At 61.0% G+C, this 23911-nt stretch carries 26 protein-coding genes; 10 read left to right on the forward strand and 16 right to left on the reverse strand.

Features of this window, described 5'->3' with window-relative positions:
* The first annotated feature begins 95 nt into the window (after positions 1 to 95).
* The 3 genes from GVN17_RS21735 to GVN17_RS21745 all read left to right on the forward strand — a co-directional run bounded on the left by GVN17_RS21735 (position 96) and on the right by GVN17_RS21745 (position 2656).
* Positions 96 to 806, forward strand: a complete 711-nt coding sequence (locus tag GVN17_RS21735; RefSeq protein WP_166597315.1) for a TetR/AcrR family transcriptional regulator — start codon at positions 96 to 98, stop codon at positions 804 to 806.
* A 101-nt stretch (positions 807 to 907) separates the two neighbouring features.
* Positions 908 to 1906, forward strand: a complete 999-nt coding sequence (gene nagZ / locus GVN17_RS21740) for a beta-N-acetylhexosaminidase (protein ID WP_178115756.1) — start codon at positions 908 to 910, stop codon at positions 1904 to 1906.
* A 9-nt stretch (positions 1907 to 1915) separates the two neighbouring features.
* Positions 1916 to 2656, forward strand: coding sequence for an S-methyl-5'-thioinosine phosphorylase (locus GVN17_RS21745; RefSeq protein ID WP_166597317.1), 741 nt, complete (start codon positions 1916 to 1918; stop codon positions 2654 to 2656).
* Positions 2657 to 2692: 36 nt separating this feature from the next.
* On the opposite strand, the gene GVN17_RS21750 is transcribed toward GVN17_RS21745, so the two are convergent.
* Positions 2693 to 3346 carry an HAD-IA family hydrolase gene (locus tag GVN17_RS21750; RefSeq protein WP_166597318.1) on the reverse strand — a complete coding sequence of 218 codons (654 nt, stop codon included), beginning with the start codon at positions 3344 to 3346 and terminating at the stop codon, positions 2693 to 2695.
* A 174-nt stretch (positions 3347 to 3520) separates the two neighbouring features.
* On the opposite strand from GVN17_RS21750, the gene GVN17_RS21755 reads away from it, so the two are divergent.
* On the forward strand, positions 3521 to 4243 hold the full coding sequence (locus GVN17_RS21755; protein ID WP_166597319.1) for a tellurite resistance TerB family protein: 723 nt from the start codon (positions 3521 to 3523) through the stop codon (positions 4241 to 4243).
* A gap of 12 nt (positions 4244 to 4255) precedes the next feature.
* On the opposite strand, the gene GVN17_RS21760 is transcribed toward GVN17_RS21755, so the two are convergent.
* From GVN17_RS21760 to GVN17_RS21795, 8 genes are all read right to left on the reverse strand, one after another.
* Positions 4256 to 4468, reverse strand: coding sequence for a YXWGXW repeat-containing protein (locus tag GVN17_RS21760; protein ID WP_166597320.1), 213 nt, complete (start codon positions 4466 to 4468; stop codon positions 4256 to 4258).
* An 88-nt stretch (positions 4469 to 4556) separates the two neighbouring features.
* Entirely contained in the window at positions 4557 to 5030 is a 474-nt protein-coding gene (locus tag GVN17_RS21765; protein ID WP_166597321.1) for a periplasmic heavy metal sensor, read from the reverse strand.
* On the reverse strand, positions 5027 to 5461 hold the full coding sequence (locus tag GVN17_RS21770) for a hypothetical protein (protein WP_166597322.1): 435 nt from the start codon (positions 5459 to 5461) through the stop codon (positions 5027 to 5029). The genes GVN17_RS21765 and GVN17_RS21770 overlap by 4 nt, the downstream gene beginning before the upstream one ends.
* Positions 5451 to 6065 (reverse strand): RNA polymerase sigma factor, encoded by a 615-nt coding sequence (locus GVN17_RS21775; protein ID WP_166597323.1) that lies wholly within the window; start codon positions 6063 to 6065, stop codon positions 5451 to 5453. Before GVN17_RS21775 ends, GVN17_RS21770 begins: the two co-directional genes overlap by 11 nt.
* Before the next feature lie 102 nt (positions 6066 to 6167).
* A complete protein-coding gene (locus GVN17_RS21780) occupies positions 6168 to 6488 on the reverse strand; it encodes a YXWGXW repeat-containing protein (protein ID WP_166597324.1) in 321 nt (106 codons plus the stop codon).
* 332 nt (positions 6489 to 6820) lie between these two features.
* Positions 6821 to 7765 (reverse strand): ABC transporter substrate-binding protein, encoded by a 945-nt coding sequence (locus GVN17_RS21785; protein WP_166597325.1) that lies wholly within the window; start codon positions 7763 to 7765, stop codon positions 6821 to 6823.
* Between the two features lie 325 nt (positions 7766 to 8090).
* Positions 8091 to 8315 carry a DUF6555 family protein gene (locus tag GVN17_RS21790; RefSeq protein WP_062382299.1) on the reverse strand — a complete coding sequence of 75 codons (225 nt, stop codon included), beginning with the start codon at positions 8313 to 8315 and terminating at the stop codon, positions 8091 to 8093.
* Between the two features lie 365 nt (positions 8316 to 8680).
* Positions 8681 to 9826, reverse strand: a complete 1146-nt coding sequence (locus tag GVN17_RS21795; RefSeq protein WP_166597326.1) for an aldose epimerase family protein — start codon at positions 9824 to 9826, stop codon at positions 8681 to 8683.
* A gap of 331 nt (positions 9827 to 10157) precedes the next feature.
* Here GVN17_RS21795 and GVN17_RS21800 point away from each other — a divergent pair, with 331 nt between their 5' ends.
* The 5 genes from GVN17_RS21800 to araH all read left to right on the forward strand — a co-directional run bounded on the left by GVN17_RS21800 (position 10158) and on the right by araH (position 15584).
* Positions 10158 to 10850, forward strand: a complete 693-nt coding sequence (locus GVN17_RS21800; RefSeq protein WP_166597327.1) for a FadR/GntR family transcriptional regulator — start codon at positions 10158 to 10160, stop codon at positions 10848 to 10850.
* Positions 10851 to 10903: 53 nt separating this feature from the next.
* On the forward strand, positions 10904 to 11782 hold the full coding sequence (locus GVN17_RS21805; protein ID WP_166597328.1) for an SMP-30/gluconolactonase/LRE family protein: 879 nt from the start codon (positions 10904 to 10906) through the stop codon (positions 11780 to 11782).
* 165 nt (positions 11783 to 11947) lie between these two features.
* Entirely contained in the window at positions 11948 to 12952 is a 1005-nt protein-coding gene (locus tag GVN17_RS21810; protein ID WP_166597329.1) for a substrate-binding domain-containing protein, read from the forward strand.
* A gap of 97 nt (positions 12953 to 13049) precedes the next feature.
* On the forward strand, positions 13050 to 14576 hold the full coding sequence (araG, locus tag GVN17_RS21815) for an L-arabinose ABC transporter ATP-binding protein AraG (protein WP_166597330.1): 1527 nt from the start codon (positions 13050 to 13052) through the stop codon (positions 14574 to 14576).
* Positions 14577 to 14615: 39 nt separating this feature from the next.
* Positions 14616 to 15584 carry an L-arabinose ABC transporter permease AraH gene (gene araH / locus GVN17_RS21820; RefSeq protein ID WP_166597331.1) on the forward strand — a complete coding sequence of 323 codons (969 nt, stop codon included), beginning with the start codon at positions 14616 to 14618 and terminating at the stop codon, positions 15582 to 15584.
* A 115-nt stretch (positions 15585 to 15699) separates the two neighbouring features.
* Here the strand turns inward: araH and GVN17_RS21825 are convergent, their stop codons facing one another.
* The 7 genes from GVN17_RS21825 to GVN17_RS21855 all read right to left on the reverse strand — a co-directional run bounded on the left by GVN17_RS21825 (position 15700) and on the right by GVN17_RS21855 (position 22568).
* Positions 15700 to 17004 carry an amidase gene (locus GVN17_RS21825; RefSeq protein ID WP_166597332.1) on the reverse strand — a complete coding sequence of 435 codons (1305 nt, stop codon included), beginning with the start codon at positions 17002 to 17004 and terminating at the stop codon, positions 15700 to 15702.
* Between the two features lie 68 nt (positions 17005 to 17072).
* Positions 17073 to 17537, reverse strand: a complete 465-nt coding sequence (locus tag GVN17_RS21830) for a helix-turn-helix domain-containing protein (RefSeq protein ID WP_166597333.1) — start codon at positions 17535 to 17537, stop codon at positions 17073 to 17075.
* A gap of 344 nt (positions 17538 to 17881) precedes the next feature.
* Positions 17882 to 18493, reverse strand: a complete 612-nt coding sequence (locus GVN17_RS21835) for a membrane integrity-associated transporter subunit PqiC (protein ID WP_166597334.1) — start codon at positions 18491 to 18493, stop codon at positions 17882 to 17884.
* Entirely contained in the window at positions 18490 to 20172 is a 1683-nt protein-coding gene (locus GVN17_RS21840) for an intermembrane transport protein PqiB (protein ID WP_166597335.1), read from the reverse strand. The genes GVN17_RS21835 and GVN17_RS21840 overlap by 4 nt, the downstream gene beginning before the upstream one ends.
* The gene (locus GVN17_RS21845; RefSeq protein ID WP_166597336.1) at positions 20165 to 20779 is read right to left on the reverse strand and encodes a paraquat-inducible protein A; all 615 of its coding nucleotides are present in this window, start codon (positions 20777 to 20779) and stop codon (positions 20165 to 20167) included. Before GVN17_RS21845 ends, GVN17_RS21840 begins: the two co-directional genes overlap by 8 nt.
* Positions 20776 to 21408, reverse strand: coding sequence for a paraquat-inducible protein A (locus tag GVN17_RS21850; protein WP_166597414.1), 633 nt, complete (start codon positions 21406 to 21408; stop codon positions 20776 to 20778). The genes GVN17_RS21845 and GVN17_RS21850 overlap by 4 nt, the downstream gene beginning before the upstream one ends.
* Positions 21409 to 21689: 281 nt before the next feature.
* The gene (locus GVN17_RS21855; RefSeq protein ID WP_166597337.1) at positions 21690 to 22568 is read right to left on the reverse strand and encodes a LysR family transcriptional regulator; all 879 of its coding nucleotides are present in this window, start codon (positions 22566 to 22568) and stop codon (positions 21690 to 21692) included.
* 120 nt (positions 22569 to 22688) lie between these two features.
* On the opposite strand from GVN17_RS21855, the gene GVN17_RS21860 reads away from it, so the two are divergent.
* Entirely contained in the window at positions 22689 to 23861 is a 1173-nt protein-coding gene (locus tag GVN17_RS21860; RefSeq protein WP_166597338.1) for a mandelate racemase/muconate lactonizing enzyme family protein, read from the forward strand.
* The last annotated feature ends 50 nt before the right edge of the window (positions 23862 to 23911 follow it).

Raw genomic sequence — 23911 nt, forward strand, 5'->3', positions numbered from 1 at the left:
CCGTGACTGATCAGACAGAAAACGAACAGCCGAGGGTTGACAGCCTGACGGCTGAAACGTATGTTTCAAACAAGTGTTTGTCAGGCGAAGAACCCATGGCTCAGTCGGAAACAGTTGAACGAATTCTGGATGCTGCGGAGCAGCTGTTTGCGGAGAAGGGGTTTGCCGAAACCTCGCTGCGGCTGATCACCAGCAAGGCATCGGTCAATCTGGCGGCGGTGAATTATCACTTCGGTTCCAAGAAGGCGCTGATTCAGGCGGTGTTCTCGCGCTTTCTAGGGCCGTTCTGCGCCAGCCTCGACAAGGAGCTGGAACGTCGGCAAGCCAAGCCCGAACACAAGCCCACCCTTGAGGAGTTGCTGGAAATTCTCGTCGAGCAAGCGCTGGTGGTGCAACCCCGAAGCGGCAATGATTTGTCGATTTTCATGCGCCTGCTGGGCTTGGCGTTCAGTCAGAGCCAAGGCCACCTGCGGCGTTATCTTGAAGACATGTACGGCAAGGTGTTCCGCCGCTACATGGTTCTGGTCAACGAAGCCGCCCCCCGTATTCCTCCCATCGAACTGTTCTGGCGCGTGCACTTCATGCTCGGCGCGGCCGCGTTCAGCATGTCCGGCATCAAAGCACTGCGGGCGATTGCCGAGACCGACTTCGGTGTCAACACCTCGATTGAGCAGGTCATGCGTTTGATGGTGCCGTTCCTGGCAGCTGGCATGCGTGCCGAAACCGGTGTCACCGACGCGGCGATGATCAGCGCGCAGCTCAAGCCTCGCAGCAAAAGTTCGGCCCCGGCGCCCGCCAAGGTCTGATTCCCCCTCACCGGGTGCCGTGCATTTGCATCGCACCCGACGATCCCGCACCATGCCCCATTGGGCAATGGTTGTTGAAGGATCTTTCTATGCATTCTGGCCTGCATGGCTCCCTGATGGTGGATATCGCCGGTACCTGGCTGACGTCCGAAGACCGTCAGTTTCTGCGTCAGCCCGAAGTGGGCGGCCTGATCATTTTCGCGCGCAACATCGAAAGTCCACGGCAGGTCCGTGAGCTGAGCGCGTCCATTCGTGCGATTCGTCCTGACCTGCTGCTGGCAGTCGATCAGGAAGGAGGGCGGGTTCAACGTCTGCGTCAGGGTTTCGTCCGTTTGCCTGCGATGCGGGCGATTGCTGACAACCCGAATGCCGAATTCCTGGCCGAGCAGTGCGGCTGGCTGATGGCGACCGAAGTGCTGGCGGTCGGACTCGACCTGAGTTTCGCACCGGTGCTGGACCTGGATTATCAGCGCAGTGCGGTGGTGGGCAGTCGGGCGTTCGAAGGCGATCCGGAGCGTGCAGCGCTGTTGGCTGGCGCTTTCATCAAGGGCATGAACGACGCGGGCATGGCGGCGACCGGCAAACATTTCCCCGGGCACGGTTGGGCGGAAGCGGACTCCCACGTCGCGATTCCCACCGACGAGCGCAGTCTTGAGACCCTGCGAGGCAGCGACCTGGTGCCGTTCGCTCGTCTGAGCAAACAGCTGGCGGCCGTGATGCCCGCCCACGTCATTTACCCGCAAATCGACAATCAGCCCGCTGGCTTTTCACGCCGCTGGTTGCAGGACATTCTGCGCGGCGAGCTGGGCTTTGACGGGGTGATTTTCAGCGATGACCTGTCCATGGCAGGTGCGCATGTAGTGGGCGACGCCGCGAGCCGCATCGAAGCGGCACTGACCGCAGGCTGTGACATGGGGCTGGTGTGCAACGACCGGGCGGCCGCCGAGCTGGCACTGAGCGCGGCCCAGCGGATGAAGATCACGCCACATGACCGGATCGGCCGCATGCGCGGTCAGGGCCTGGCCACGACCGAATACCGTCAACACCCACGCTGGCTCGCGGCGCTGACAGCGTTGCGTGCGGCTCAACTGATCGACTGAGGATTGGCCATGACGGTTTACGCGATCATCGGCGGCACAGGGCTGGCGCATCTGGAGGGCCTGACGATTCGTCAGTCTCTGGCCATGAGCACGCCCTATGGCGAGCCGTCGGGCGAGGTTCAGCTGGGCGAGTTTGGCGGGCGAGAAGTAATGTTTCTTGCCCGCCACGGCCATCCCCATCGTCTGCCACCGCACAAGGTCAACTACCGCGCCAACCTGTGGGCGTTGAAGCAGGCCGGGGCGCAGGCGATTCTGGCGGTCAACGCGGTGGGCGGTATTAACGCTGACATGGTCACGGGACATTTTTGCGTGCCCCATGATCTGGTGGACTACACCAGTGGTCGCGAGCACACCTATTTTGCCGATGATCTGGAGCGGGTCACCCACATCGATTTCACCCAGCCGTACAGCCAGGCGCTGCGCGAACGGTTGATCGATGCTTTGAAAACCGAAGGTGGCCCGTTCAGCGATTACGGCGTCTACGGCTGCACTCAGGGTCCCCGTCTGGAAACCGCCGCTGAAATCCTGCGGCTGGAGCGCGACGGCTGTGACATCGTCGGGATGACCGGCATGCCAGAGGCCGCGCTCGCGCGCGAGCTTGAGCTGAATTACGCCTGCCTTGCGCTGGTGGTTAACCCCGCAGCGGGCAAATCGTCCTCCGTGATCACCATGGCCGAGATTGATCAGGCCCTGCAAAACGGCATCGGCACGGTCAAGTCGGTGCTGGCGCGGGTTTTGAACGCGGCCTGATGCGGGATGAAGGTGGGCGCCCGCAATGGGCGCCTGTCATTGCGGCTTCAGTGTCAGCCATCCCTGATCGGTGATGGAGACGGTGTAGGCGTCGTAGCTGGTCAGGCCCGGATGCGGCGTCTCGATCACATGCTTGTGAGTTGCGGTGATCACCATGACCTTTGCTCCGGCGGCTTCTGCTGCGGCAATTCCGGCCGGCGCATCTTCAAACACCAGACAATCCTCGGGTTTCACCCCCAGTTTCTTCGCCGCCAGTTGAAAGCAGTCTGGCGCCGGTTTGCCGCGCTCAACGTCTTCGGCCGCAACCATGGTGTGTGGCAGCGGCAATCCTGCGGCCTGAATCCTGCGCTCCGCCAGTCGGCGTGGCGCAGACGTCACCACGGCCCAGCGGTCAGGCGGCAGTGCCGCGAGGAATTGGGCGGCGCCCTCGATGGACACCACGCCTTCAACGTCGTCGGTTTCCATCTGGGCGAGCCGTTCGGCCTCGCGTTCAGGGTCCACGCCCGGCAGGTTCAGCCGACGCAGGGTGTCGACGCAACGCACGCCGTGGATGGTGGACAGCAGTTCCTCGACATCCAGCCCTTTGCTCACGGCCCATTGGGTCCAGACCCGTTCCGCTGCGGCGATGGAATTGGTGAGCGTGCCGTCCATGTCGAACAGAAAGGCGGCGAATGTGTGGGTGTCCTGCATGCCTTGGCTCCTTCAAGCGTCGAGAAGGGGGCGATGCTAACACGCGTCTTTTGAGGCAATGGCGGTCCATAAATATTTTCTGAGGACGGTGTCGGCCAGACGGTCATGCCGGCCCGTCGTCTGAGGGCTATGGTTGGGATTCAGGCGTGACATGTCTCGGATGAGGAACTGCACATGAACACCAGCGATTTGCTGGAACAACTCTTGCGCGCCAGTCAGGGGTCGGCGACGCAGCAACGTGGCAACGAAACAGGGCAAGGCGGGCTGGGCGGATTACTGGGCGGTCTGTTGGGTGGCCGCTCAGGCGGTGCGAGCGCTGGCGGTGGGCTGGGCGGTCTGCTGGGCGGCTTGCTCGGCGGCGGAGGGCTGGCGGGCAGAACCGCCGGTGGCGCACAGACGCGGTCGGGTTCGAACAATTACGCGATGTTGGCGTCTCTCGGCATGATGGCGTTTCAGGCCTACCAGTCCTGGCAGCGGCAACAGGCATCCGCGCCACAGGAGGCACCGCGCACGGTTGATCAATTGGCCGGGCCGGAAGCTGAGGATCACAGCCATGCCATCCTGCGTGCCCTGATCGCAGCCGCCAAGGCTGACGGCACTATCGACGAGCACGAGCAGGACATGATCCGCAAGGAAATCGCCCGCCACGCCGACGACCCGCAGTTGCAACAGTGGCTGGACGCAGAAGTCGCCAAGCCATTGGACGCTGCCGAAGTCGCCCAGGCCGCTGATGGCGAGCCAGGAATGGCCGCTGAAATGTACCTGGCCAGTGTGCTACTGGTGGACGATCAACAAGACGCCGAGCGCAATTACCTTGACGAGCTCGCCGCCGCGCTCAGCATCGACCCTCAGCTCCAGCTGCACCTGGAGCAGCAAGCCAAAGGCGCACCGGCCTGAGCCCTATCAGGCTTAATACCTGCGCCAGTGACCCGGCACCCATAACCATTGATTGCCGGCCCAGCGATAGTGTCCGCCGACCCATTGCGCGCCGGGGGCGGGCATGACGGGTACGACTTCAACGGGTGGCGGCGGACGACGCGGGTGAGGGCGTTCGATGACGCAGCCTGAGAGTGACAGCGTCACGGCCAGGACCAACAGGGCAGCTTTGGTTTTACGCAGCATGTGAAATCCTTGATCCAGCGTGCCTTCGACTGATTGACGAGGCGTTCAAGGGTTTAACGCGGCTGGCAGGAAATTCCGTCGCTGTCTGTCAGTCTTTTGCTGTATTGGCCGCTTTGCCTTGACGGGGAGCCGACATGGCGTCCGCCAGCACTTGCCGCTGTTCGACGGGCAAACTCGCCGCGAAGTCAGCGAGGGTGGCATCCACGCGGGTGCGCAGCGTGATGTCGGCGGTTCGTGCACGATCCAGGTCCGCATCCAGTGCATCGCGGTCGAGGGACGGCGCTTTCAGGCGCTGGACGACGTCTCGGTGGGCATCTCGGCTGGCCATGATCAGCGATTGATTGTCGGCGCGGGTCTCGCGCAGCATCTGACGCAGTTGATGGCGGCGTTCCTGGGGCAGATGGGCGATCGCCTGACGCAAGCCATGTTGCACCACTGCGGGCGCTGGCCGTGGGTGCTGCGACCATTGATACAGACCGCCCACCACGCCGCCCACCAGAAACACATTGGCGAGCAGCGACACGATCAGCAGGCCTTTCAGGCGTTGCGGGGACTGGCTCATTCTTCGCTCTCTTCGGTATCAATGCCGATCATCAGCGCCGTGTCGCCCTGATCGAACACACTCGGCAGCAGCTCCTGCGAACCGGACAGCGGCAGGCTCAGGGACGCCACCAGCATGCCCGCCGCAACACCGGCTAGGCCGACGCCCACGAACCCAAGGCTCGACAGCCAGTCGGCATAGCGCTGCCAAAACGAGGGGCGCTCCACTCGCCGGGCTGAAGCCATGACGTCGTGCATCAATGCCGCGTCCGGAACCGTAGCTAGGTGAAGGTCAAGGCGATGGTCGAGCCATGCGGCCTGTTCCAGTGCGGCCTGCACGCTCTCATCGCCGTGGGCAATCAGCGCTCGCGCCGAGTCACGCTCATCGGCGGGCCAGTGTCTGAGGTCTGCCCCGTAGGCCTCGGCCAGATGAGCAAAGCGTTCAGGCGTCATGGCGTTTCTCTCCTTGAGGTAGACCCGGGCTGACGGCGGTGTGCGAATCGGCACCCTCAGCCTCGGTCAAATAACGGCGCAGGTTGCGCCTCGCTCGGGACAGCAGGCTTTCGAGTGCTTCAACGCTGATGTCCATGAGCGCCGCCGCTTCGATGTTCGACAGCTCCTGGTAATACTGCAACACGATGGCCTCGCGCTGGCGGTCCGGCAAGGCGGCAAGCGCTGCGCTCATCAAGGCGCTCTGCGCGTCGGTCTCCACCTGTTCGGCAGCGCCGGGCGAAGGATCGGTCATTTCCTGCAACAGCCTGTCATCGTCCAGCGGCTGTTCCTTGCGGCGCCGTAGCCGGTCGTAGCACAGGTTCAGCGTGACGCGGTGCAGCCAGGTGTCGAACCGCGCCTGTCCGCTGCGCCAACTGGCGGCCGCTTTCCAGAGCTTGATGAAGCTTTCCTGCGTCACGTCGCGGGCTTCGTCAGCATCGCCCAGTAAACGGCTGGCGAGTGCCAGCAGGCGCGGGAGCTTGCGCGACACCATCTCATTGACGGCTTCCGGTTCGTTGTTGCCGATGCGGGTCAACAGCTCGATGTCCGGATCAGTGTCTTTCAATACGGCGTGTCTCGACAGGTCGTGGGGCTGCCAATCCCAAGCGGGAGCGACGGGGAGGGCCTGAAATAGCCTGTCATCTCAGACCACAGCCCCGTCAGTGGTTCAGCGCAGCCAGCGACCTTCTATCCAATACCAGTTCGGGCCGCGGGCTTCCCAGTGTCCCGGCTGCCAGCGTCCGTTATGACGCATCGGTTGCCAGTGCCCCGGCACCCAGACGTAGCCGCGTCCCTGCCAGCGCCAGTGGCCCTGATCCCACGCATACCCAGGCCGGGCCACGGGAACGGGCTCCATGCGCACGGGCGGGGGCGCCTGACGAATGATGATTTCTTCACGGGCGTAGGTCGGAGTGCTGGCCAAGGCGGCGAGGGCGACCGGGAGGATCAAGGCATAGCGTAATTTCGCCAGAGATCGTGCTGCTCTCATGACAACTCCTTCAAACCTGTACCCGATGCGGGTGCAGTTGAAGGGTTAAACGGCGTGGGTGAGGAAATCCGTCGCACAAAAAACAGATTTTTTTGCTGTAACAAAAAGCAGTGCCCGGGACACGGTTGGCACCCCGTTTGAACGAGGAGCTACGCTCGGAAGCCCCTGAAAGTCAACGGCATTTCGTTCAAAAAGTTGTCCACGGAAAGCGTGAATATCTCTGTGGATAACTGGCTGTAAGCCCTTAAAGGCAAGGGCTTACTCGCAATGGTCGTTTAATGATCAGTTCTTTCAATGGCACTGATGCAGTGCGCCAATGGTCAGGTCACGCCTCAGTGAAAGGCGGCGCTAAACGACGTGTCGATTACGCTACGTGTCTCGAACGGCTTGGGCAGTGCGCCGGTTTGCACGAGGAAATCAGCGGTGCCTTGATAGTCTTTCGCCGCGCCATCGTCCACCGGTCCGACGCTCATGTCAGCCTGGCCGATCCAGTGGCGTGACACCGCCTGATCCAGATTGGCTTTCTTCGCCCACAGGTCCGCGTAGGCCTCCTTGTTGGCCTGCACCCATGCCCGGGCTTTCTGCAATCGACCGAGGAAGTCGCTGATCGCGGCGCGTTTCGGTTCGATGGCGTTGGCATTTGCCGCGATGCTCGACAGCCCCGGCATCAGGCCACGTGCCGTGATGATGGGACGCGCACCGGAAAATACCTGTTGCTGCGAGATGTACGGTTCCCACACCGGGAACGCATCGATGCTGCCTTGGGGCAAGGCTGCGGCGGCGTCAATCGGCATCAGTTTGACGAACTCCACGTAGTCTTTGGGCAGTCCGGCTTTTTCCAGCGCACGCAATGTCAGTTGCTGGCTCCAGGCACCGGGCCAGTAAGCGACCTTCTTGCCTTTCAGGTCCTGAATGGTTTTTGCCGGAGAGTCCTTGGGCACCAGCAGGGCAATGGTGTCGGGGTTCTGCCGGGACACGCCGATCAGCTTGACTGGAGCGCCTTTCGCGGCGAGGAAAATGAAGCCTGAGTCGCCGAGGAAACCCAAATCGAGGCCGCCCGCCTCCAGGCCTTCAGCCACCGGGGCGGCGGACTGGAAATGTTTCCATTCCACGGTGTAAGGCGCGTCCTTGAGGACGCCGGAAGCCTCCACCGAAGCGCGGACGTTGTAATAATTCTGATCGCCTACGACCAGAGTGACGGGCGTGGCGGCGTGGGCGAGCGGGGTCAGCAAGGCCAGGGATGCGAGGCTGCGACGCAGGAAACGGGACAGGGTCATTACGGTGTCTCGATGACGTCGATCAGGTGAGGTGGTGTCGACGTTGAAAGGGGAGGCATTCAGGATCGTCCTGAACGTGGACTGAGGATTGCAGGGGCTGTGCCATCACGGGGTGCCATCGTCGCCCGGCAGAATTGGCCGGTTCAGCGCTTTGGCGAGGCAGGGTGATTGGGGCGGAAAGGGATTCCGGGTCAAGGGCTGCATCATGAGCAGCAAGCTGTTGATTCGCTGTTGCCGGGTCAACATAGGCATGGGCGGACCCTTCAAAAAAAACCGCCGAAACCCGAAGGCCGGCGGCACCGATTTTCAGCGAATGGGGTGCGAATCAGGATTCCGCCCATTCCACGTCAGTCAACCCGAGTTGTTCAGCCTTGGGCTTGCTGACTTTCGGCACCTTGTCCGAACGGTATTTGGGTATTTGCCCGAATCCCGCGTCCACCGACGCCCAATGCCAGGCGGATGCGTTGTCCATGGCTTCGGCGCTGATGTAGAAGCTTTTGTACTTGCCATGCAGCAGGTAATCGATTCTGAAATGCTTGTACTGTGCCACGCTTGCAAACCTCCCTATCAGTCGCTCACATCTCGTTGAGTCAGATCTTTCGGGAAAATTCAGTCGGATTATTCCTTTCGTTACCAAACGGTTACGCGTGGTACAGAAGGGTGATTCGGAGCTTGCAGATGTGGACGAATGGATGGGTCGAAGGACATTTCAGCGTCGGCGCCGCGAATGTGCCGGTCGCAGATCCTGGCACCGCCAAGGTCGCTGTGGGAGATGCCGGAGGGACAACGGCAGCGAGGCGGTGGGTCAGCTTGCAGACGCGTGTCTGACCCACCACAATCGCTGCCGTCGTAACCTCCGGCGTCTCCCACAGGATTTGGACCAAACCTCAGGTCATGCAGTGTCTGACGTGAGGGCTATTTGCTGGAAAACCTGAACACCGTCGTCTGGGTGTACGCCTTGCCGGGATCGAGCCGTGTGGACGGGAAGTTCGGTTGGTTCGGAGAGTCCGGGAAGTGTTGGGTTTCGAGGGTGAAAGCGCCCCAGTGCGGGTAAATTTTGCCAGCCTTGCCTTTGACCGTGCCGTCGAGGAAGTTGCCGGTGTAGAGCTGCACGCCCGGTTCGGTGGTGAACAACTGCAGACGGCGGCCCGATTTCGGATCAACCACGTCGGCCGCCAGATTCGACAACTTGCCTTTGTTATCCAGCACCCAGTTGTGGTCGTAGCCGCCTTGAGTCGGTTCGGCGAATTTCAGTTGCTGGTTGTCCTCACGAATGCGCTTGCCAAAAGCGACCGGCTTGAGGAAGTCCAGCGGGGTGCCGGTCACGGTGGGCAGTTCGCCCGTCGGGATCAGCTTTTCAGTGACCGGTGTGTAATGACTGGCATGAACAATGGCGACCTGATCAAGCACGTCGCCATTGCCCGCACCTGCAAGGTTGAAGTAGCTGTGGTTGGTCAGGTTCAGCACCGTCGGTTTGTCGGTGGTGGCGTGGTACTGAATGCGCAGTTCGTTCTTTTCGTTGAGGCTGTAGGTCACTTCGGTTTTCAACGTCCCCGGAAAGCCCATCTCGCCGTCAGCCGAAACGTAGGTCAGCTTGACGCCCACCCAGCCCTTGTCCTTGATCTGCTCGGCTTTCCAGATTTGCTTGTCGAACCCTTTCGTTCCCCCGTGCAGGGCATTGGTCTTGTCGTTCTGCGGGACCTGGTAGCTTTTCCCATCGAGGTTGAATTTGCCGTCGGCCAGGCGGTTGCCGAAGCGGCCGATGGTGGCGCCGAAATACGCCGTCCCGTTGAGGTAGCCGTCGATGTCGTCGAAACCGAGGACCACGTCTTCGGTCTTGCCGTGTTTGTCCGGAATCAGCAGCGATTGCAGCGTGCCGCCGTAGGTCAGCACAGTGGCCTGCATGCCAAGGCTGTTGCGCAGCACGTATTTTTCGACGGAGGTGCCGTCTGGCAGTTTGCCGAATGCGCCGTGTTCGGCTGTGAGCCCGGCGCCTGCGTGGGCTTGAAGGGCAGAGACCAGCAGGGTCAGTCCGATAGCAGGGATAAGCGTCTTCCTCATTGCGTCATTCCTTTTTTGTTTTAGAAGCGGGGGAAAGTTGCGAGCTTCGAGCGGCGTGTGGCAAGCGGCAAGCAGGTTGACACGCCGATCAATTGAAGCCTGAAACGATAATTGGTATGACTACTTTGTCTGTGGTGACCTTGTCTTGGGTTTTATTGGATTAAAACGCTCGATTTTAAAATTAATTGTAATACTATTTACCGAGAGACAGGCTCAGGCCTGACGCTGAACAGGTTTAGCCCAGCTTTTTGCTCTTGTACAGCCGTTTGACAGTCAATCGTATGATGATTAGCCTCGATTTGCGGAAAGCACCGCAAGAAGGGGCGGATGGATGAGCAACAGTTTTCACGCGTCAACAGTGGACCGCCTGGGGGCCTGGATTGCTCAGGGCAGTGTGGCGCCGGGGCAGTCGTTGAAGGTCGAAGCGGCGTTGGGCGAGGAGTTTGGCGTCAGTCGAACGGTGATCCGCGAGGCCATCAAAACGCTGGTGGCCAAGGGCATGCTGGAAGTCGGGCCTAAGGTCGGCACGCGGGTGTTGCCGGTGCGCAGCTGGAACCTGTTTGACCCCCAGGTGGTCGGTTGGCTAGCGGCCAAGGGTTTGCCTGAAAGCTTCGTGCTGGACCTGCTGGATTTGCGTCGGGCCATCGAGCCGATGGCAGTGCGTTGGGCCTGTGAACGGGCCACGCCCGCACAGATCGCGGAGATCCAGGCGGCGTATCAGCAACTGGCGGCCAGCGTGGCGGACAAGGGCAATTACAACCACGCCGACCAGCGTTTTCACGAAGCAGTGCTGGCGGCCAGTCACAACCAGTTCATCGAACAGATGCTGCCAGCGTTGGGCGCCTTACTGGCGATTTCGTTCGAAGTGTCGTCGGCGGTGCCGGGTGAATTGGGTCGGACGCTGCCGTTGCACAAGGACTTGGCCGACGCCATTGCGACCCGTGATCCGGCGCGCGGCGTGTGGGCTTGCATGAGTTTGATTGAGAACGCCAACGAGGTGATTTCCCGCTCGCGGGCGACGTGACACAGGACGGCACCCCGAGCCTTCCTCACCAAAACAAGAACAGGACATTGCGTATGAAATGGCAGCCGGTCTCCGACCTGCGATTCAAACTGGCCGAAGGGCCGTTCTGGGACGACGCCCAGCAGAGCCTGTACTGGGTGGACATCGCCGGATTTCGGGCGTTGCGCTTGCATCAAGGGCAGGTGCGTCACTGGCAATTCAATGAGCCCGTCTCTGCGTTCATCCCGACCGTCAAAGGCGACGCGTTGGTCACTCTGGCCAGCGGCGTGTACCGCTTGAACCTCGATTCTCTTACCGAACACCCCGCCCTGAGATTGCTCTGTGTGGCCGATCCCGTCGAAGGCAATCGGGCGAATGAAGCACGCTGCGACAGTCAGGGCCGTCTGTGGCTGGGCAGCATGCAGAACAACCTCGATGCCGAAGGCGGTGACCTGCCTCTGGAGCGGCGTTCCGGCGGGATTTATCGCGTCGATGCCAACGCCCGCGTCACGCCGTTGCTCGACGGCCAGGGGATCGTCAACACCATGCTCTGGGCCGAAAGAGGCACTGCGCTGCTGACGGCGGACAGCCTTGACGGCGTCATTTACCGCTACCCGATTCAGGCGGATGGACGCTTGGGCGAACGTCGCATCTGGGCCGCTGAACATGAGCGCGGCGTGCCGGATGGCTCGGCCATGGATGCCGAGGGCTACGTGTGGAACGCCCGATGGGGCGGCCATTGCCTCATTCGATTCGCGCCCGACGGTAGCGTCGACCGGATCGTGGACCTGCCCGTGAGCCATCCCACCAGTTGCGTGTTTGGCGGCCCGGAGATGACCACGCTGTTCGTCACCAGCGCTCGTCCTTCCAGCGATGCCTTGGCGCTGGACGGGAGCGTATTGCAGGCCGAAACCGGCATCAAGGGGCTGGCATCGAACCGTTTTGCGGGTTGAGTCACGGGAACGCTATAGAGGTGTGACACTCGGTTACATAGACGCCATTGATAATATGATAAGACTGTAATCAGTCGATTCGGCCTGTCGCGTATTTCTCCTTCAGGCTGTCACGACACTCACTGCTGGACGCTGTAGCTAGTCAATAAAAATAAGGAGTTAGCTATGTTGAGTCGCCACGGGATTCGTTCCCTGTGCTGTGCCGCTGTTGCCACTGCCATCGTTGGAATGAGCAGCGGTGCGATGGCCGCCGATAAGGTCAAGATCGGTTTCCTCGTCAAGCAAGCCGAAGAGCCCTGGTTCCAGACCGAATGGCAGTTCGCCGAAAAGGCGGGCAAGGACCACGGCTTCGAAGTCATCAAGATCGCCGTACCGGACGGCGAAAAAACCCTCTCTGCCATCGACAACCTGGCCGCCAACGGCGCCAAGGGCTTTGTCATTTGCCCGCCTGACGTGTCCCTCGGCCCGGCCATCGTTGCCAAGGCCAAGGCCAACGACCTGAAGGTCATGGCCGTGGACGATCGTTTTGTCGACGCCAAAGGCAAGTTCATGGAAGACGTGCCGTACCTCGGCATGGCGGCCTTTGAGGTCGGCCAGAAACAGGGTGCGGCGATGGCCACCGAAGCGCAGAACCGCAAGTGGGACTGGAAAGAAACCTACGCGATCATCAACACCTATAACGAACTGGACACCGGCAAGAAGCGCACCGACGGTTCGGTCGACGCGTTGAAGAAAGCCGGTCTGCCGGAAGACCACATCCTCTTCACTCCGCAGAAAACCCTCGACGTGCCGGGCAGCATGGACGCCACCAACGCGGCCCTGCCAAAACTGCCGAGCGGGGCGAAAAACCTGATCGTCGGCGGCATGAACGACAACACTGTGTTGGGCGGCGTGCGCGCCACCGCAGGTGCGGGTTTCGCTCCGGCCAACGTGATTGGCATCGGCATCAACGGCACTGACGCCATCGATGAACTGAAGAAAAAGGAAAGCGGCTTCTTCGGTTCGATGCTGCCAAGCCCGGACAAGGAAGGCTACAACACCGCGCTGCAGATGTATGAATGGGTGTCCACCGGCAAGGAGCCGCCGAAATACACCGCCATGGACGACGTGACCCTGATCACCCGCGAGAACTTCAAGGACGTGCTGACCAAAATCGGCCTCTACAAGTAAATCGCGGCAGCCATCAGCGGCTTGGCGCCCTGCGTCAGGCTGACATCTGCAAGGCCTCGCTTCACCCCAATCGGGCGAAGCGGGGAGGAGGGGTTACATGCAACAGGCATCGGTTCAGCTACAGCCATCCGGCGGCAGTTTGCGCTTCAACGGGATCGGCAAAACCTTTCCCGGCGTGAAGGCGCTGTCGGACATCAATTTTGAAGCCCGCCCCGGCAGCGTTCACGCGCTGATGGGGGAGAACGGCGCGGGTAAATCGACGCTGTTGAAAATCCTCGGCGGTTCGTATCAGCCCAACAGTGGCGACCTGCAAATCGGCGATCAACACCTGGCCTTTAAATCCACCGCCGACAGCATCGCGGCGGGTGTCGCGGTGATTCACCAGGAACTGCACCTGGTGCCGGAAATGTCGGTGGCGGAAAACCTGCTGCTCGGCCACATGCCTAATCGCTGGGGCATGGTCAACCGGCGGGCAATGGTGCGTCGTGCGCGGGAACTGCTCAAAGGCCTGGCGGACGAAATCGACCCGAACACCCGACTCGGAGATCTCTCGCTGGGGCAACGGCAGTTGGTGGAAATCGCCAAGGCCATGTCGCGCAACGCCCACGTCATCGCCTTCGACGAACCCACCAGTAGCCTCTCGGCGCGGGAAATCGATCGCTTGATGGCGATCATCGTCAAGCTGCGGGACGAGGGCCGGGTAATTTTGTACGTGTCCCACCGCATGGAAGAGATCTTCCGCGTGTGCGACGCGGTGACGGTATTCAAGGACGGCCGTTTCGTGCGCACCTTCGAGGACATGGCCGATCTGGACCATGACCGGTTGGTGACGTGCATGGTCGGGCGCGACATTCAGGACATCTACAACTACCGCCCGCGCCAGCATCAGGGGCCGAGCCTGCGAGTGACCGGGCTGGAAGGGCCGGGCATTCAGGAGCCGGTGAGCTTCGCAGTGGAGAAAGGCGAAGTGCTGGGCTTTTTCGGTCTGGTGGGCGCGGGTCGCACCGAGCTGTTCCGCCTGCTTTCCGGGCTGACGCGGACCCAAACGGGCACCCTGCAACTCGACGGCAAACCGCTGAATCTGCGGTCGCCCCGAGACGCGATTGCGGCCGGGATTCTGTTGTGTCCCGAGGACCGCAAGAAGGAGGGCATCGTGCCTTTGTCCAGCGTGGCCGAGAACATCAACATCGGTGCGCGGCCTCGTCATGTGCACCTCGGATGTCTAATTCAGGGCCGCTGGGAGCGTGACAACGCCAAACAGCAGATCCGCGCGATGAACGTCAAAACGCCTTCGCCGGAACAGCAGATGCTGTTTCTGTCGGGCGGCAATCAGCAGAAGGCCATTCTGGGCCGCTGGCTGTCGATGCCGATGAAGGTGTTGCTGCTCGACGAGCCCACCCGTGGCATCGACATCGGCGCCAAATCCGAGATCTACGACATCATCCATAACCTCGCGGCCGACGGCATCGCAGTAATCGTGGTGTCCAGCGATTTGATGGAAGTCATGGGTATTTCCGACCGCATTCTGGTCATGAGCGAAGGCGCCATCACCGGCGAATTGTCTCGCGACGAGGCCAATGAACAACGGTTGTTGCAATTGGCACTGCCGCGTACCCGCGGCTGAAACCGGGTCACCCAAGTGAAAAATAAAAACGAGGTGCGTATGTCTACCGAAACCAGCCGTATGACGGCTCCCCGCCAGGGCATGAACCTGCGCCGATTCTTCGATGACTGGGCGATGCTCCTGGCGGCATTGGGCATTTTCGTGCTCTGTGCCTTGCTCATCGACAACTTCATGTCGCCCCTCAACATGCGCGGCCTGGGGCTGGCGATTTCCACGGTCGGCATCGCCGCCTGCACCATGCTGTTTTGCCTGGCGTCGGGGCATTTCGACTTGTCGGTCGGTTCGGTGCTGGCCTGTTCCGGGGTGATCGCCGGGATTGTGATTCGCGACACCGACAGCGTGTTTCTTGGCGTGTCGGCAGCGCTGGCGATGGGCTTGCTGGTGGGGCTGATCAACGGGATCGTCATCGCCAAACTGCGCATCAACGCGCTGATTACCACGCTGGCGACCATGCAGATCGTGCGCGGTCTGGCCTACATTTTTTCCAACGGCAAGGCCGTGGGCGTGGGGGACGAGGCGTTTTTCGTGTTCGGCAACGGCCAGTTGTTCGGCGTGCCGGTGCCGATCCTGATCACCATCGTGTGTTTCGTGTTCTTCGGCTGGCTGCTCAACTACACCACCTACGGCCGCAATTCGCTGGCCATCGGCGGCAATCAGGAAGCGGCGTTGCTGGCGGGCGTCCACGTTGACCGCACCAAGATCATTATCTTCGCGGTGCACGGCTTGATCGGCGCGCTGGCTGGGGTGGTGCTGGCGTCGCGGATGACCTCGGGTCAGCCGATGATCGGACAGGGCTTCGAACTGACGGTCATTTCGGCGTGCGTGCTGGGTGGCGTGTCCCTCAGCGGCGGCATCGGCATGATTCGCCACGTCATTGCCGGGGTGCTGATTCTGGCGATCATCGAAAACGCGATGAACCTGAAAAACATCGACACGTTCTACCAGTACGTCATTCGCGGCACCATCCTGCTGCTCGCGGTGATCATTGACCGGTTGAAACGGCGGTAACCCGAAGGGTCTTTAGGCGGGCCAGGATTTTATGGCCCCCCGATCCCACCGGGGCCGGGTTCATTCTGCAGTGACAGCGTCTGGCGACACGTTGAGCCAAACATCGAGTTGAGGGCTAACTTGCCAGGCTGCGCTCGATCCAGTGAGCAAACCCCAACGTCGCGGTGTCGCTCATCACCGGTCCGATCACCTGAATACCCAACGGCAACCCTTGAGGCCCGAAACCGACAGGCAGGTTCAGGCTCGGCAAGCCCAGCAGGCTCCAGATGCGTGAGAACAGCGGATCGCCCGTTCGCTCCAGTCCCAACTCCGCTTCGCCACAGGCACTGGGCGTCAGCAGCACGTCGTAGTCCGCGAAGCCGCGCCCCACCTGGTGCCGGGCCGAGGCCACGTGTGCCCGGTGCTGAAGGCTTTGTTCGAAACTGATCTGTCCGCCACGTTCCAGCATGGCCTGCAGCCGTTCGCTTAGCAGGTCCGGATGATTCAGTCGCTCATCGGCCAGTGCCTTGAACGCCTCGGCGGACATCACTTCGTCGTGCACGTCGGCCAGCGTCGCAACCGCATCGCTCAACGTCACGTCCACCACGTGGGCGCCTTGAGCCGTCAGCCGCTGAACCGCATCGTGGAACGCCGCTTGCGCCGCCGGGCTGGCCCTGTCCCAGAACGCGGTGCGGCACACCCCGATGCGCGGTTTACGATCAGTCGGCAACTGTCGCCATTGCGGGGCGTTCGCCATGACTGACGTGAGCAGTGCCACGTCTTCGACACAACGACCGAAGCCGCCCACGGTGTCGAGCGACTCGCTGAGGCTCTTGATGCCGGCCCGGGGGATCAATCCGAAGCTCGGTTTGAAACCGACGATGCCGCAATAGGCGGCTGGGCGGATCACTGAAGCGGCCGTTTGGGTGCCCAGCGCAAGGGGCACCATGTGTGCGCCAACCGCCGCGGCCGATCCGCTGGACGACCCGCCCGGTGTGTGCGCCGGGTTGTGGGGGTTGCCGGTGGGGCCCGGGGTGAAGGTTGCAAACTCGGTGGTCACGGTTTTGCCCAGCACGATGGCGCCCGCGTCGCGGCACAGCGCAACAGCCGCCGCATCGTGGGCGGGTCGATGCGCCTGATAAATCGGAGAACCGTAGGCGGACGGGAAATCACGGGTGTCGAACAGATCTTTCACGCCCAATGGCAGTCCATGCAAAGGGCCACGGATCGGGCCACCGTCCAACTGCCGTGCCAGCGCTCGGGCGCCGTCAGCATCATAGTGGCGCCAAGCCTGAAGTTCGGGCTCTCGCGCTTCGATCCTCTCAATGCAAGCGTCCAGTAAAGCGAGCGCGGTCAACTCCCGGCGTTGTAATAACCGAGCAGCGGCGCTGGCGGTCAAGCGGGTCAGATCAGGGGCGGTATGGGTCACAGCGAAGTCCATGGGGCGTCGTCGAATCGGTGAATCATGCGCTATGAAGTGCGGCGGTGTACACCGGAGCGGTCAAGGGCTCACGTCAGTTTCGAGGTGACGAAAATCAGCCTGACAGACGCCTGTGCCAACTCTTGCGCCTCGGTGCGGATGACTTCCAGTTCCTGTTTGACGGCACTGTCCTGAGTGCCATTGGAGCGCACTTCCACCAATAAAGCCATCTGATACAACGCGTCGATGAGTCCGTGAAGATTGCGGTGTAATTGTTCGGTCACTTTTTCCAGATGTTCGTTAGGTGCATGATCAGGCATAAACGGAGATGGCTTGGTGCTATCAAGTTCAAGAAGGCGTGAACCCGTCAGTACATAATTGATATCGATACCAGCACCTGAAATACGCAATAAATAATCGGCCTTTGGCGACCGTGCGCCGCTTTCATAATTACCTTGTGCATTGGTTTCAACGCCCCCAATCGCCCCCAAAGCGCTTTGCGAAAGTTTAAGTCGGGTGCGCTCTTGCCGAAGTCGCGGACCAATCCCTGTCATATGAACCTCCAGCGTCCATCCGCAGGTGGCCTTCGTCGGCCCGGCAGCGAGCGGGTGTACGCATAACACACGTGAAGTAAAATGGATGATTAATCAAAGCGCTCAATCATTTCATCGAAGTTTCGTAGAAAGTGTATGAATGATGTGATGACAATACAGAACATCCGATTGAAGTGGAAAGGGATCCAATCGGTTGTTAAAGATATTTTATGAAACGTACGTATGAGCTATTTTTATAAATAGCTGTACGTAATTGCTTTTCTGTATAAGTTGCGAGCGAAAGTAAGGGCCGCTGCGACGCCAGCGGCCTCCCGGACAGAAAGCCGCTTTAACAGTATGCTTGATCAGGAAGAGCAGCGGGCTGTCGTGTTTCGAGCCCATTCATTTGCGGTTTTGGCGATGGCATTGGCCAGGCTGGACACGGCTTTTTGATGGGCGATGACCAGATTTTCCATACCCGTCCCGGCAGGCTGGCGAATCACGCTGCTGCAGGTGAGGGTCTGGCGTTTGCTGCCGTCGGCACGCAGGCTCAAGTTCCAGACGACATCGATCAAGGCGTATTGATCCAGCACCGACTCGAAGCGACGCACGTCCGTTCGGACCGTCAGAACCGGCTGGTCGCTCTGTTTGGGCAAGCCGGCCAGATCGCGAGAACCGAAGCGGCGTTCCAGCTCCCCGGTCAGTGCGTCGTGAAACTCATCTCCCAACGGCGCGCCCCAACGCTCGTTTTCTAGAATGGCCAAGCTGCCGTTGCCCTGACGAACGACAAGCGGCGGCTGATCCACCTGAACGGCCATCAGCACCGGCTGCATCTCGAACTGAAAGGGGGCTGGTGTGACACCCGCTGAGCCCTGAGCAGCGGGGGCGATCAGGGTGTAGTAATGCGTCGGCGTCGACGAACAGGCGCCAAGGCTCAGCGCGCAGACGACGGCCAGCAGGTGAGTACGCACAGTCATTGGGCAGGCTCCGGAGCAATTTCACGGGAAGAGGACGAACCTTTGTACGAACCGGGTGCGGCATCGCCGGAGCGGCCACGAATCAGCGATTCGGGGTGGCGACTGAGGAAGTCGGTCAGCACCCGAACCGAGCGGGCGGTGCGCTGCACTTCATCCAGCGCCTGACCCAGTTGCTGCCGCGCAGGCGAGTCGTCCGACAGCGTGTCGTTGGCATTGCCGAGGGTTTTCTGCGCCTGTTGCAAAGTGCCGGTCATTTGCGGCAGCACCTGCCCGTTGACGGTTTTCATGGTTTTTTGCAGTTCGATCAGGCTGCCATTGAGGTTTTTCGCCAGATCGTCGATGGGGATCTTGCCCAGCTTGTCGACGAAGGCCTGAAGTTGCTCCTGCAATTTGTCGAAGCTGCCGCCCACGGTCGGGATTTCCAGCGGCCGTGCTTTCGGGTCATAGGCAATTCTTGGGGCTTTGGGATCAAAATCCATGGCCACGTACAACTGGCCGGTCAGCAGGTTGCCGGTGCGCACTTGCGCCCTCAGCCCGCGTTCGACGAAGCGTCCCAGAATCCGTGACGTCTGTTCTTCTTCGTCGCCACCACCGGCCTGTTCCTTGAGTTTGTCATTGGCCGCGCCGAGCCGCTGCGGGTAAATGACGGCGCCGACGACGCCGGGGAACGTTCCCGTCGCCGGGTCATAGTCCAGATCCACCGAAACCACCCGCCCGATGTTCACGCCGAGAAAGTCCACCGGGGCGTTGACCACCAAGCCTCTGAGCGACTGATTGAAGCGCATGCGGATGTATTTCGGCTCGCCGTCGGGAGGCGCAAGTGCAGTGGTCTGGTCCTCGAACAATTTGAATTCGGCGTTGGCGTTGGCGGGCTTGGCGTCCGGGCTGTACTTCGGTTCGCGGAAGGCGATGCCGCCGGAGATGATCGAGGTGAGCGATTGCGTCGACACTTTCAATCCTGCCGCGCCCAGGCTGACGTCCACCCCGCTGGCGTTCCAGAAGCGCGAATCCGTGAGCACATACTGATCGTTGGGTGAGCTGACGAAGATTTCGATGTCCACGCCCTTGCCGTCTTTTGCCAGCTCATAAGCCACCACCTGGCCCACTTGAATGCGCCGGAAGTAGATCGGCGAGCCGATGTCGAGTGAGCCGAGGTCGTCGGTGTGCAAAATGAAGCGCTTGCCTTTCTCGCCGAAGGTGACCGGTGGCGGGTTTTCAAGGCCGATGAAATTCTTCTCGGTCTTGTCCGAACTGCCCGCGTCGGCGCCGATGAAAGCCCCGGACAGCAGGGTGTCCACGCCAGACACACCATGTGCCCCGATGCGTGGGCGTACGACCCAGTATTGTGAGTCGGCGCGGGTGAACGGGGTGGCCGACTGATTGAGTTCGATGGTCGCCAGAATGTGCGTGCGGTCGTCGCTCAAGGCGATGTCGGTCACCGTGCCGATCACCACGTTCTTGTACTTGACCTGGGTTTTCTTGGCTTCCAGGCCTTCGGCGGTCAGAAAACTGACCACGACCTTCGGCCCGACGTTGAGAAAGTCGTGAATGACCATCGACAAGCCAATGACACCGGCGACGATCGGCACCAGCCAGACCAGCGAAATACGGGCTTTGCGGGCCTTGACCTGCGGTCGTGCAGGCTCCGGGGCCGACGGGGGGAGGGCGTTATCAGACATCTTCAACCTCTGCGTCCCAGATCAACCGGGGATCGAAACTCATGGCGGCCAGCATCGTCATCACCACCACCAAACCAAAGAACAGAATGCCCAGTCGCGGCTCGATGGTGCTGAGCCCACGAAACTGGACCAGTGCCGCCACCAGGGCGACCACCAGCACGTCGAGCATCGACCAGTAGCCGATCAGCTCGATGAAACGGTAAAGCCGGGAACGCTCACGCATGGCCCATTGGCTGCGGCGCTGGCAGGTGATCAACAGCATGCCCAGCACCAGAAACTTGATGCACGGCACCAGCACGCTGGCGATGAAAATCAGAATGGCGATGTCCCAGGAGCCACCCTCGGCGAACTCGATGACACCGCTCATGATGGTGTTTTCACTGGCACTGCCCAGCAGTGTCGTGAACATCACGGGCAGCGTATTGGCCGGGATGTAGAAAATCAGCCCCGCGATGAGAAAGGCCCAGGTGCGCGTCAGGCTGTTGGGTTTGCGCCGGTGCACCGCCGAATCGCAGCGTGGGCAGACCTCGGCGTCTTCCGGGCAGACGTAAGAGCAGACATGGCAGAGCGTGACCTGGCGTTCGCGGGCGTAGGGGATGCCGTTCATTCAGGCTCGACCCCCAAGTCGTCCCACAGCCTGCGGATGTCTTTGCCCGCGATCAGGACGATCAGCACCATGAGCATGGCCATGGCCCAAAGGCCGACGCCGGGATGAACGTCAAGCATCCCGCCGAGTTTGATGATCGCCACCAGAATGCCCAGCAGACAGACTTCCAGCATGCTCCAGGGGCGCAAGTGTTCCAGCGTGCGCATGCAGGTCTTGAAGCCGGGGGCGATTTCGTTGCGTCGCGCGTGCACCAGTACCCAGAACAGCAGTGCGATTTGAAGGGCGGGGGCGAGAATGATCGCCAGCCCGGCCACCATCGCGATCAAGGTGATCTGCCCCTGAGCCAGCGCTTCGACCGAACCCCAGAGGGTCACCTGGTTGTACAGGCCCTTCATGCTGATACTGATGACCGGAAACACGTTGGCGAAGATGAACATGATCCCCGCCGCAATGCTCAGCGCCAGCATCTGTTCGATGGTCATGCGGTGGCCACGGTTGAGAACCGCCGCACAGCGCAAGCAATACGCGGATTCCCCTTTGCTCAACGGCTGGGCGTGGTAGAGCGAATCGCAGTGTTCGCAGATGATCCATTGCTCGGGATCGGGCTGCGAAGGCGGGCTGCTGGTCATCGGCGCCGTCGTCGGGGAAATGGGCGTATTCACGTTAATTCGGTATCTAGCGGGGGCATGTGAGTCATTGACCACAATGCCAGCATGGCGTTCGGTGTGGTCGTGCGGTGTGGAAAAACAAGTGAATCAAAGCACGTTCGCCGGTGCACGGGGAGGCGAGGTGTTACGACCTATGTCGTCTGGAACCCGGCGATTGTAGCGCGACACGCCGCCTTCGTGCTGGCTGAAGTGAGTTTGCGCCACGGCTATTCAGGTCAGCGGGAGAGCGGGGTGATCAGAGGCTAGAGCTTCGCCCAGAAATCTTCGGCGAAATCGCTCAACGCCATGCTCGGTCTGAACAGGCGGATTTCCATCGGGATGTCCCAGTGTTCGTCCAGCGCCCGGCACAATTTCCCGTTGGTCATTTCCGGCTCGGCGAGGGTCCTGGGCAACCATGCGAAACCCTTTCCCTCCAGCGCCATTGACAGCAAAACCGCCGCCAGGTGAGAGCTGAACACGGTCTGCAAGTGAGGTGGCTGGGGTTCTTTGCGCAACCGTGCGGACACGATTCGGCCCAGCCCGGACTCGGCGGTGTACCCCAACAATGGCTGCGGGCCGCCCGATGTGGGCTCGGGGGAAAGTCCCAGAGCTCCCGCAGCGAGGGGAATCAGGACATCGCTGCCCACCACTTTGGAATAAAAGGACTCGGCCGGAAACAGCGGCGGGACCTCTGGGTGCTGGTGGCACAGCAAAAACTGCACTTCGCCGCCCAACAACATCTGCTCACACGCCCGCATGTTGTCCGAGTGCAGGCGAATGGCCTCGATAGGGCTGGTACGTTCTGCCGCTCTGACCCAGCCGGGAAAGAACGTGAACGAGAGCGAGTGGGTCGCGGCGAAGTGCAGCGAACGTGCCTGCTTTCCGGCGACTTCCCGCGCTTCCTGGCGCATCTGATACACGCGCCGGGTCATCTCCTGCGCGTTGGCGAGCACGTGCTGGCCCGCGTCGGTCAGGGTCGCGCCTTGGGTGGTGCGTTCGAACAGATCCACCCCGACCCACGTCTCCAACGCCCGAATCCTGCGGCTGAAGGCGGGTTGCGTCACGTGGCGCAATTCGGCAGCGCGGGAGAAGTTGCCGCTTTGGGCCAGCGCATTGAAGTCTTCCAGCCAAACCAGTTCCATCGTGATGCCGTCCGCGCATTGAGTGCCGCGTTTTTAGCATTGGCCGTCGCGAAAGGTCCAGCCCTAGAGTGAGGCCCAACACGCGCTGCACCTCTCACTGAAAACAATAGGAGTGACTTCATGCGTATCGTCAATATTCGCGAAAAGACGGTTTCCATTGCTTCGCCGATTGCCAATGCCTACATCGATTTTTCCAAAATGACCTGTTCGGTGGTGGCGGTGATCACCGACGTCATTCGCGATGGCAAGCCAGTGATTGGTTACGGCTTCAACTCCAACGGCCGTTATGGACAGGGTGCCCTGATGCGCGACCGTTTCCTGGCCCGTGTGCTGGAAGCCGACCCGGAATCGCTGATCGATCAGGAACATGACAACCTCGACCCGTTCGCCATCTGGAAAACCCTGATGACCAACGAAAAACCGGGCGGCCACGGCGAGCGCTCGGTAGCGGTGGGAACGATTGACATGGCGGTGTGGGACGCGGTCGCGAAGATCGAGGGCAAACCCTTGTATCGCCTGCTGGCCGACCGGTATCGCGATGGCGTGGCGGACGACAAAGTGTGGGTGTACGCGGCGGGGGGCTATTACTACCCCGGCAAGGACCAGACCAAGCTCAAGGCAGAGATGCAGAGCTATCTGGATCGCGGCTATGACGTGGTGAAAATGAAGATTGGCGCCGTGCCGCTGGCAGAAGACCTGCGCCGCATCGAAGCCGTGCTGGAGGTGGTAGGCGACGGCCAGCGCCTGGCCGTGGACGCCAACGGCCGTTTTGACCTGAAGACGGGTATTGCCTACGCCGAAGCGATCAAGCCCTACAACCTGTTCTGGTATGAAGAAGTGGGCGATCCGCTGGACTACGCGCTGCAAGCCGAGCTGGCCAACCACTACGAGCTGCCGATGGCGACGGGCGAAAACCTGTTCTCCCACCAAGACGCCCGCAACCTGCTGCGCCACGGTGGCATGCGTCCGGATCGCGATTTCCTGCAATTCGACTGCGCGTTGTCCTACGGCCTCGTGGAATACCTGCGCACGCTGGACGTCATGAAAGAGCTGGGCTGGTCCTCTCGCCGCGTCGTGCCCCACGGTGGGCACCAGATGTCGCTGAACATCGCCGCTGGCCTGCATCTTGGCGGCAATGAATCCTACCCGGATGTGTTCCAGCCGTTCGGGGGCTTTGCTGATGGCATTCGCGTGGAAAACAGTTACGTCGGTTTGCCAGACATTCCGGGCGTGGGCTTTGAAGCGAAATCGGCGCTGTACGCAGTCATGCGCGAGTTGGGCGAGGGCGCCTGATCAAAACTTTCGCGGTGCTTGATCGCTGGCGGAGTGTGCGGAGACGATTC

The organism is Pseudomonas sp. SLFW, assembly GCF_009905615.1.
Lineage (GTDB): Bacteria > Pseudomonadota > Gammaproteobacteria > Pseudomonadales > Pseudomonadaceae > Aquipseudomonas > Aquipseudomonas bambusae.

Coding starts and splice junctions, on each gene's coding strand:
- araH (WP_166597331.1), top strand. CDS start 14,616: ATGTCTACCGAAACCAGCCGTATGACGGCTCCCCGCCAGGGCATGAAC.
- GVN17_RS21845 (WP_166597336.1), bottom strand. CDS start 20,779: ATGAACGGCATCCCCTACGCCCGCGAACGCCAGGTCACGCTCTGCCAT.
- GVN17_RS21840 (WP_166597335.1), bottom strand. CDS start 20,172: ATGTCTGATAACGCCCTCCCCCCGTCGGCCCCGGAGCCTGCACGACCG.
- GVN17_RS21765 (WP_166597321.1), bottom strand. CDS start 5,030: ATGAGCCAGTCCCCGCAACGCCTGAAAGGCCTGCTGATCGTGTCGCTG.
- GVN17_RS21755 (WP_166597319.1), top strand. CDS start 3,521: ATGAACACCAGCGATTTGCTGGAACAACTCTTGCGCGCCAGTCAGGGG.
- GVN17_RS21860 (WP_166597338.1), top strand. CDS start 22,689: ATGCGTATCGTCAATATTCGCGAAAAGACGGTTTCCATTGCTTCGCCG.
- GVN17_RS21780 (WP_166597324.1), bottom strand. CDS start 6,488: ATGAGAGCAGCACGATCTCTGGCGAAATTACGCTATGCCTTGATCCTC.
- GVN17_RS21735 (WP_166597315.1), top strand. CDS start 96: ATGGCTCAGTCGGAAACAGTTGAACGAATTCTGGATGCTGCGGAGCAG.
- GVN17_RS21810 (WP_166597329.1), top strand. CDS start 11,948: ATGTTGAGTCGCCACGGGATTCGTTCCCTGTGCTGTGCCGCTGTTGCC.
- araG (WP_166597330.1), top strand. CDS start 13,050: ATGCAACAGGCATCGGTTCAGCTACAGCCATCCGGCGGCAGTTTGCGC.
- GVN17_RS21850 (WP_166597414.1), bottom strand. CDS start 21,408: ATGACCAGCAGCCCGCCTTCGCAGCCCGATCCCGAGCAATGGATCATC.
- GVN17_RS21750 (WP_166597318.1), bottom strand. CDS start 3,346: ATGCAGGACACCCACACATTCGCCGCCTTTCTGTTCGACATGGACGGC.
- GVN17_RS21800 (WP_166597327.1), top strand. CDS start 10,158: ATGAGCAACAGTTTTCACGCGTCAACAGTGGACCGCCTGGGGGCCTGG.
- GVN17_RS21795 (WP_166597326.1), bottom strand. CDS start 9,826: ATGAGGAAGACGCTTATCCCTGCTATCGGACTGACCCTGCTGGTCTCT.
- GVN17_RS21760 (WP_166597320.1), bottom strand. CDS start 4,468: ATGCTGCGTAAAACCAAAGCTGCCCTGTTGGTCCTGGCCGTGACGCTG.
- GVN17_RS21825 (WP_166597332.1), bottom strand. CDS start 17,004: ATGGACTTCGCTGTGACCCATACCGCCCCTGATCTGACCCGCTTGACC.
- GVN17_RS21835 (WP_166597334.1), bottom strand. CDS start 18,493: ATGACTGTGCGTACTCACCTGCTGGCCGTCGTCTGCGCGCTGAGCCTT.
- GVN17_RS21805 (WP_166597328.1), top strand. CDS start 10,904: ATGAAATGGCAGCCGGTCTCCGACCTGCGATTCAAACTGGCCGAAGGG.
- GVN17_RS21855 (WP_166597337.1), bottom strand. CDS start 22,568: ATGGAACTGGTTTGGCTGGAAGACTTCAATGCGCTGGCCCAAAGCGGC.
- GVN17_RS21830 (WP_166597333.1), bottom strand. CDS start 17,537: ATGACAGGGATTGGTCCGCGACTTCGGCAAGAGCGCACCCGACTTAAA.
- GVN17_RS21785 (WP_166597325.1), bottom strand. CDS start 7,765: ATGACCCTGTCCCGTTTCCTGCGTCGCAGCCTCGCATCCCTGGCCTTG.
- GVN17_RS21770 (WP_166597322.1), bottom strand. CDS start 5,461: ATGACGCCTGAACGCTTTGCTCATCTGGCCGAGGCCTACGGGGCAGAC.
- GVN17_RS21745 (WP_166597317.1), top strand. CDS start 1,916: ATGACGGTTTACGCGATCATCGGCGGCACAGGGCTGGCGCATCTGGAG.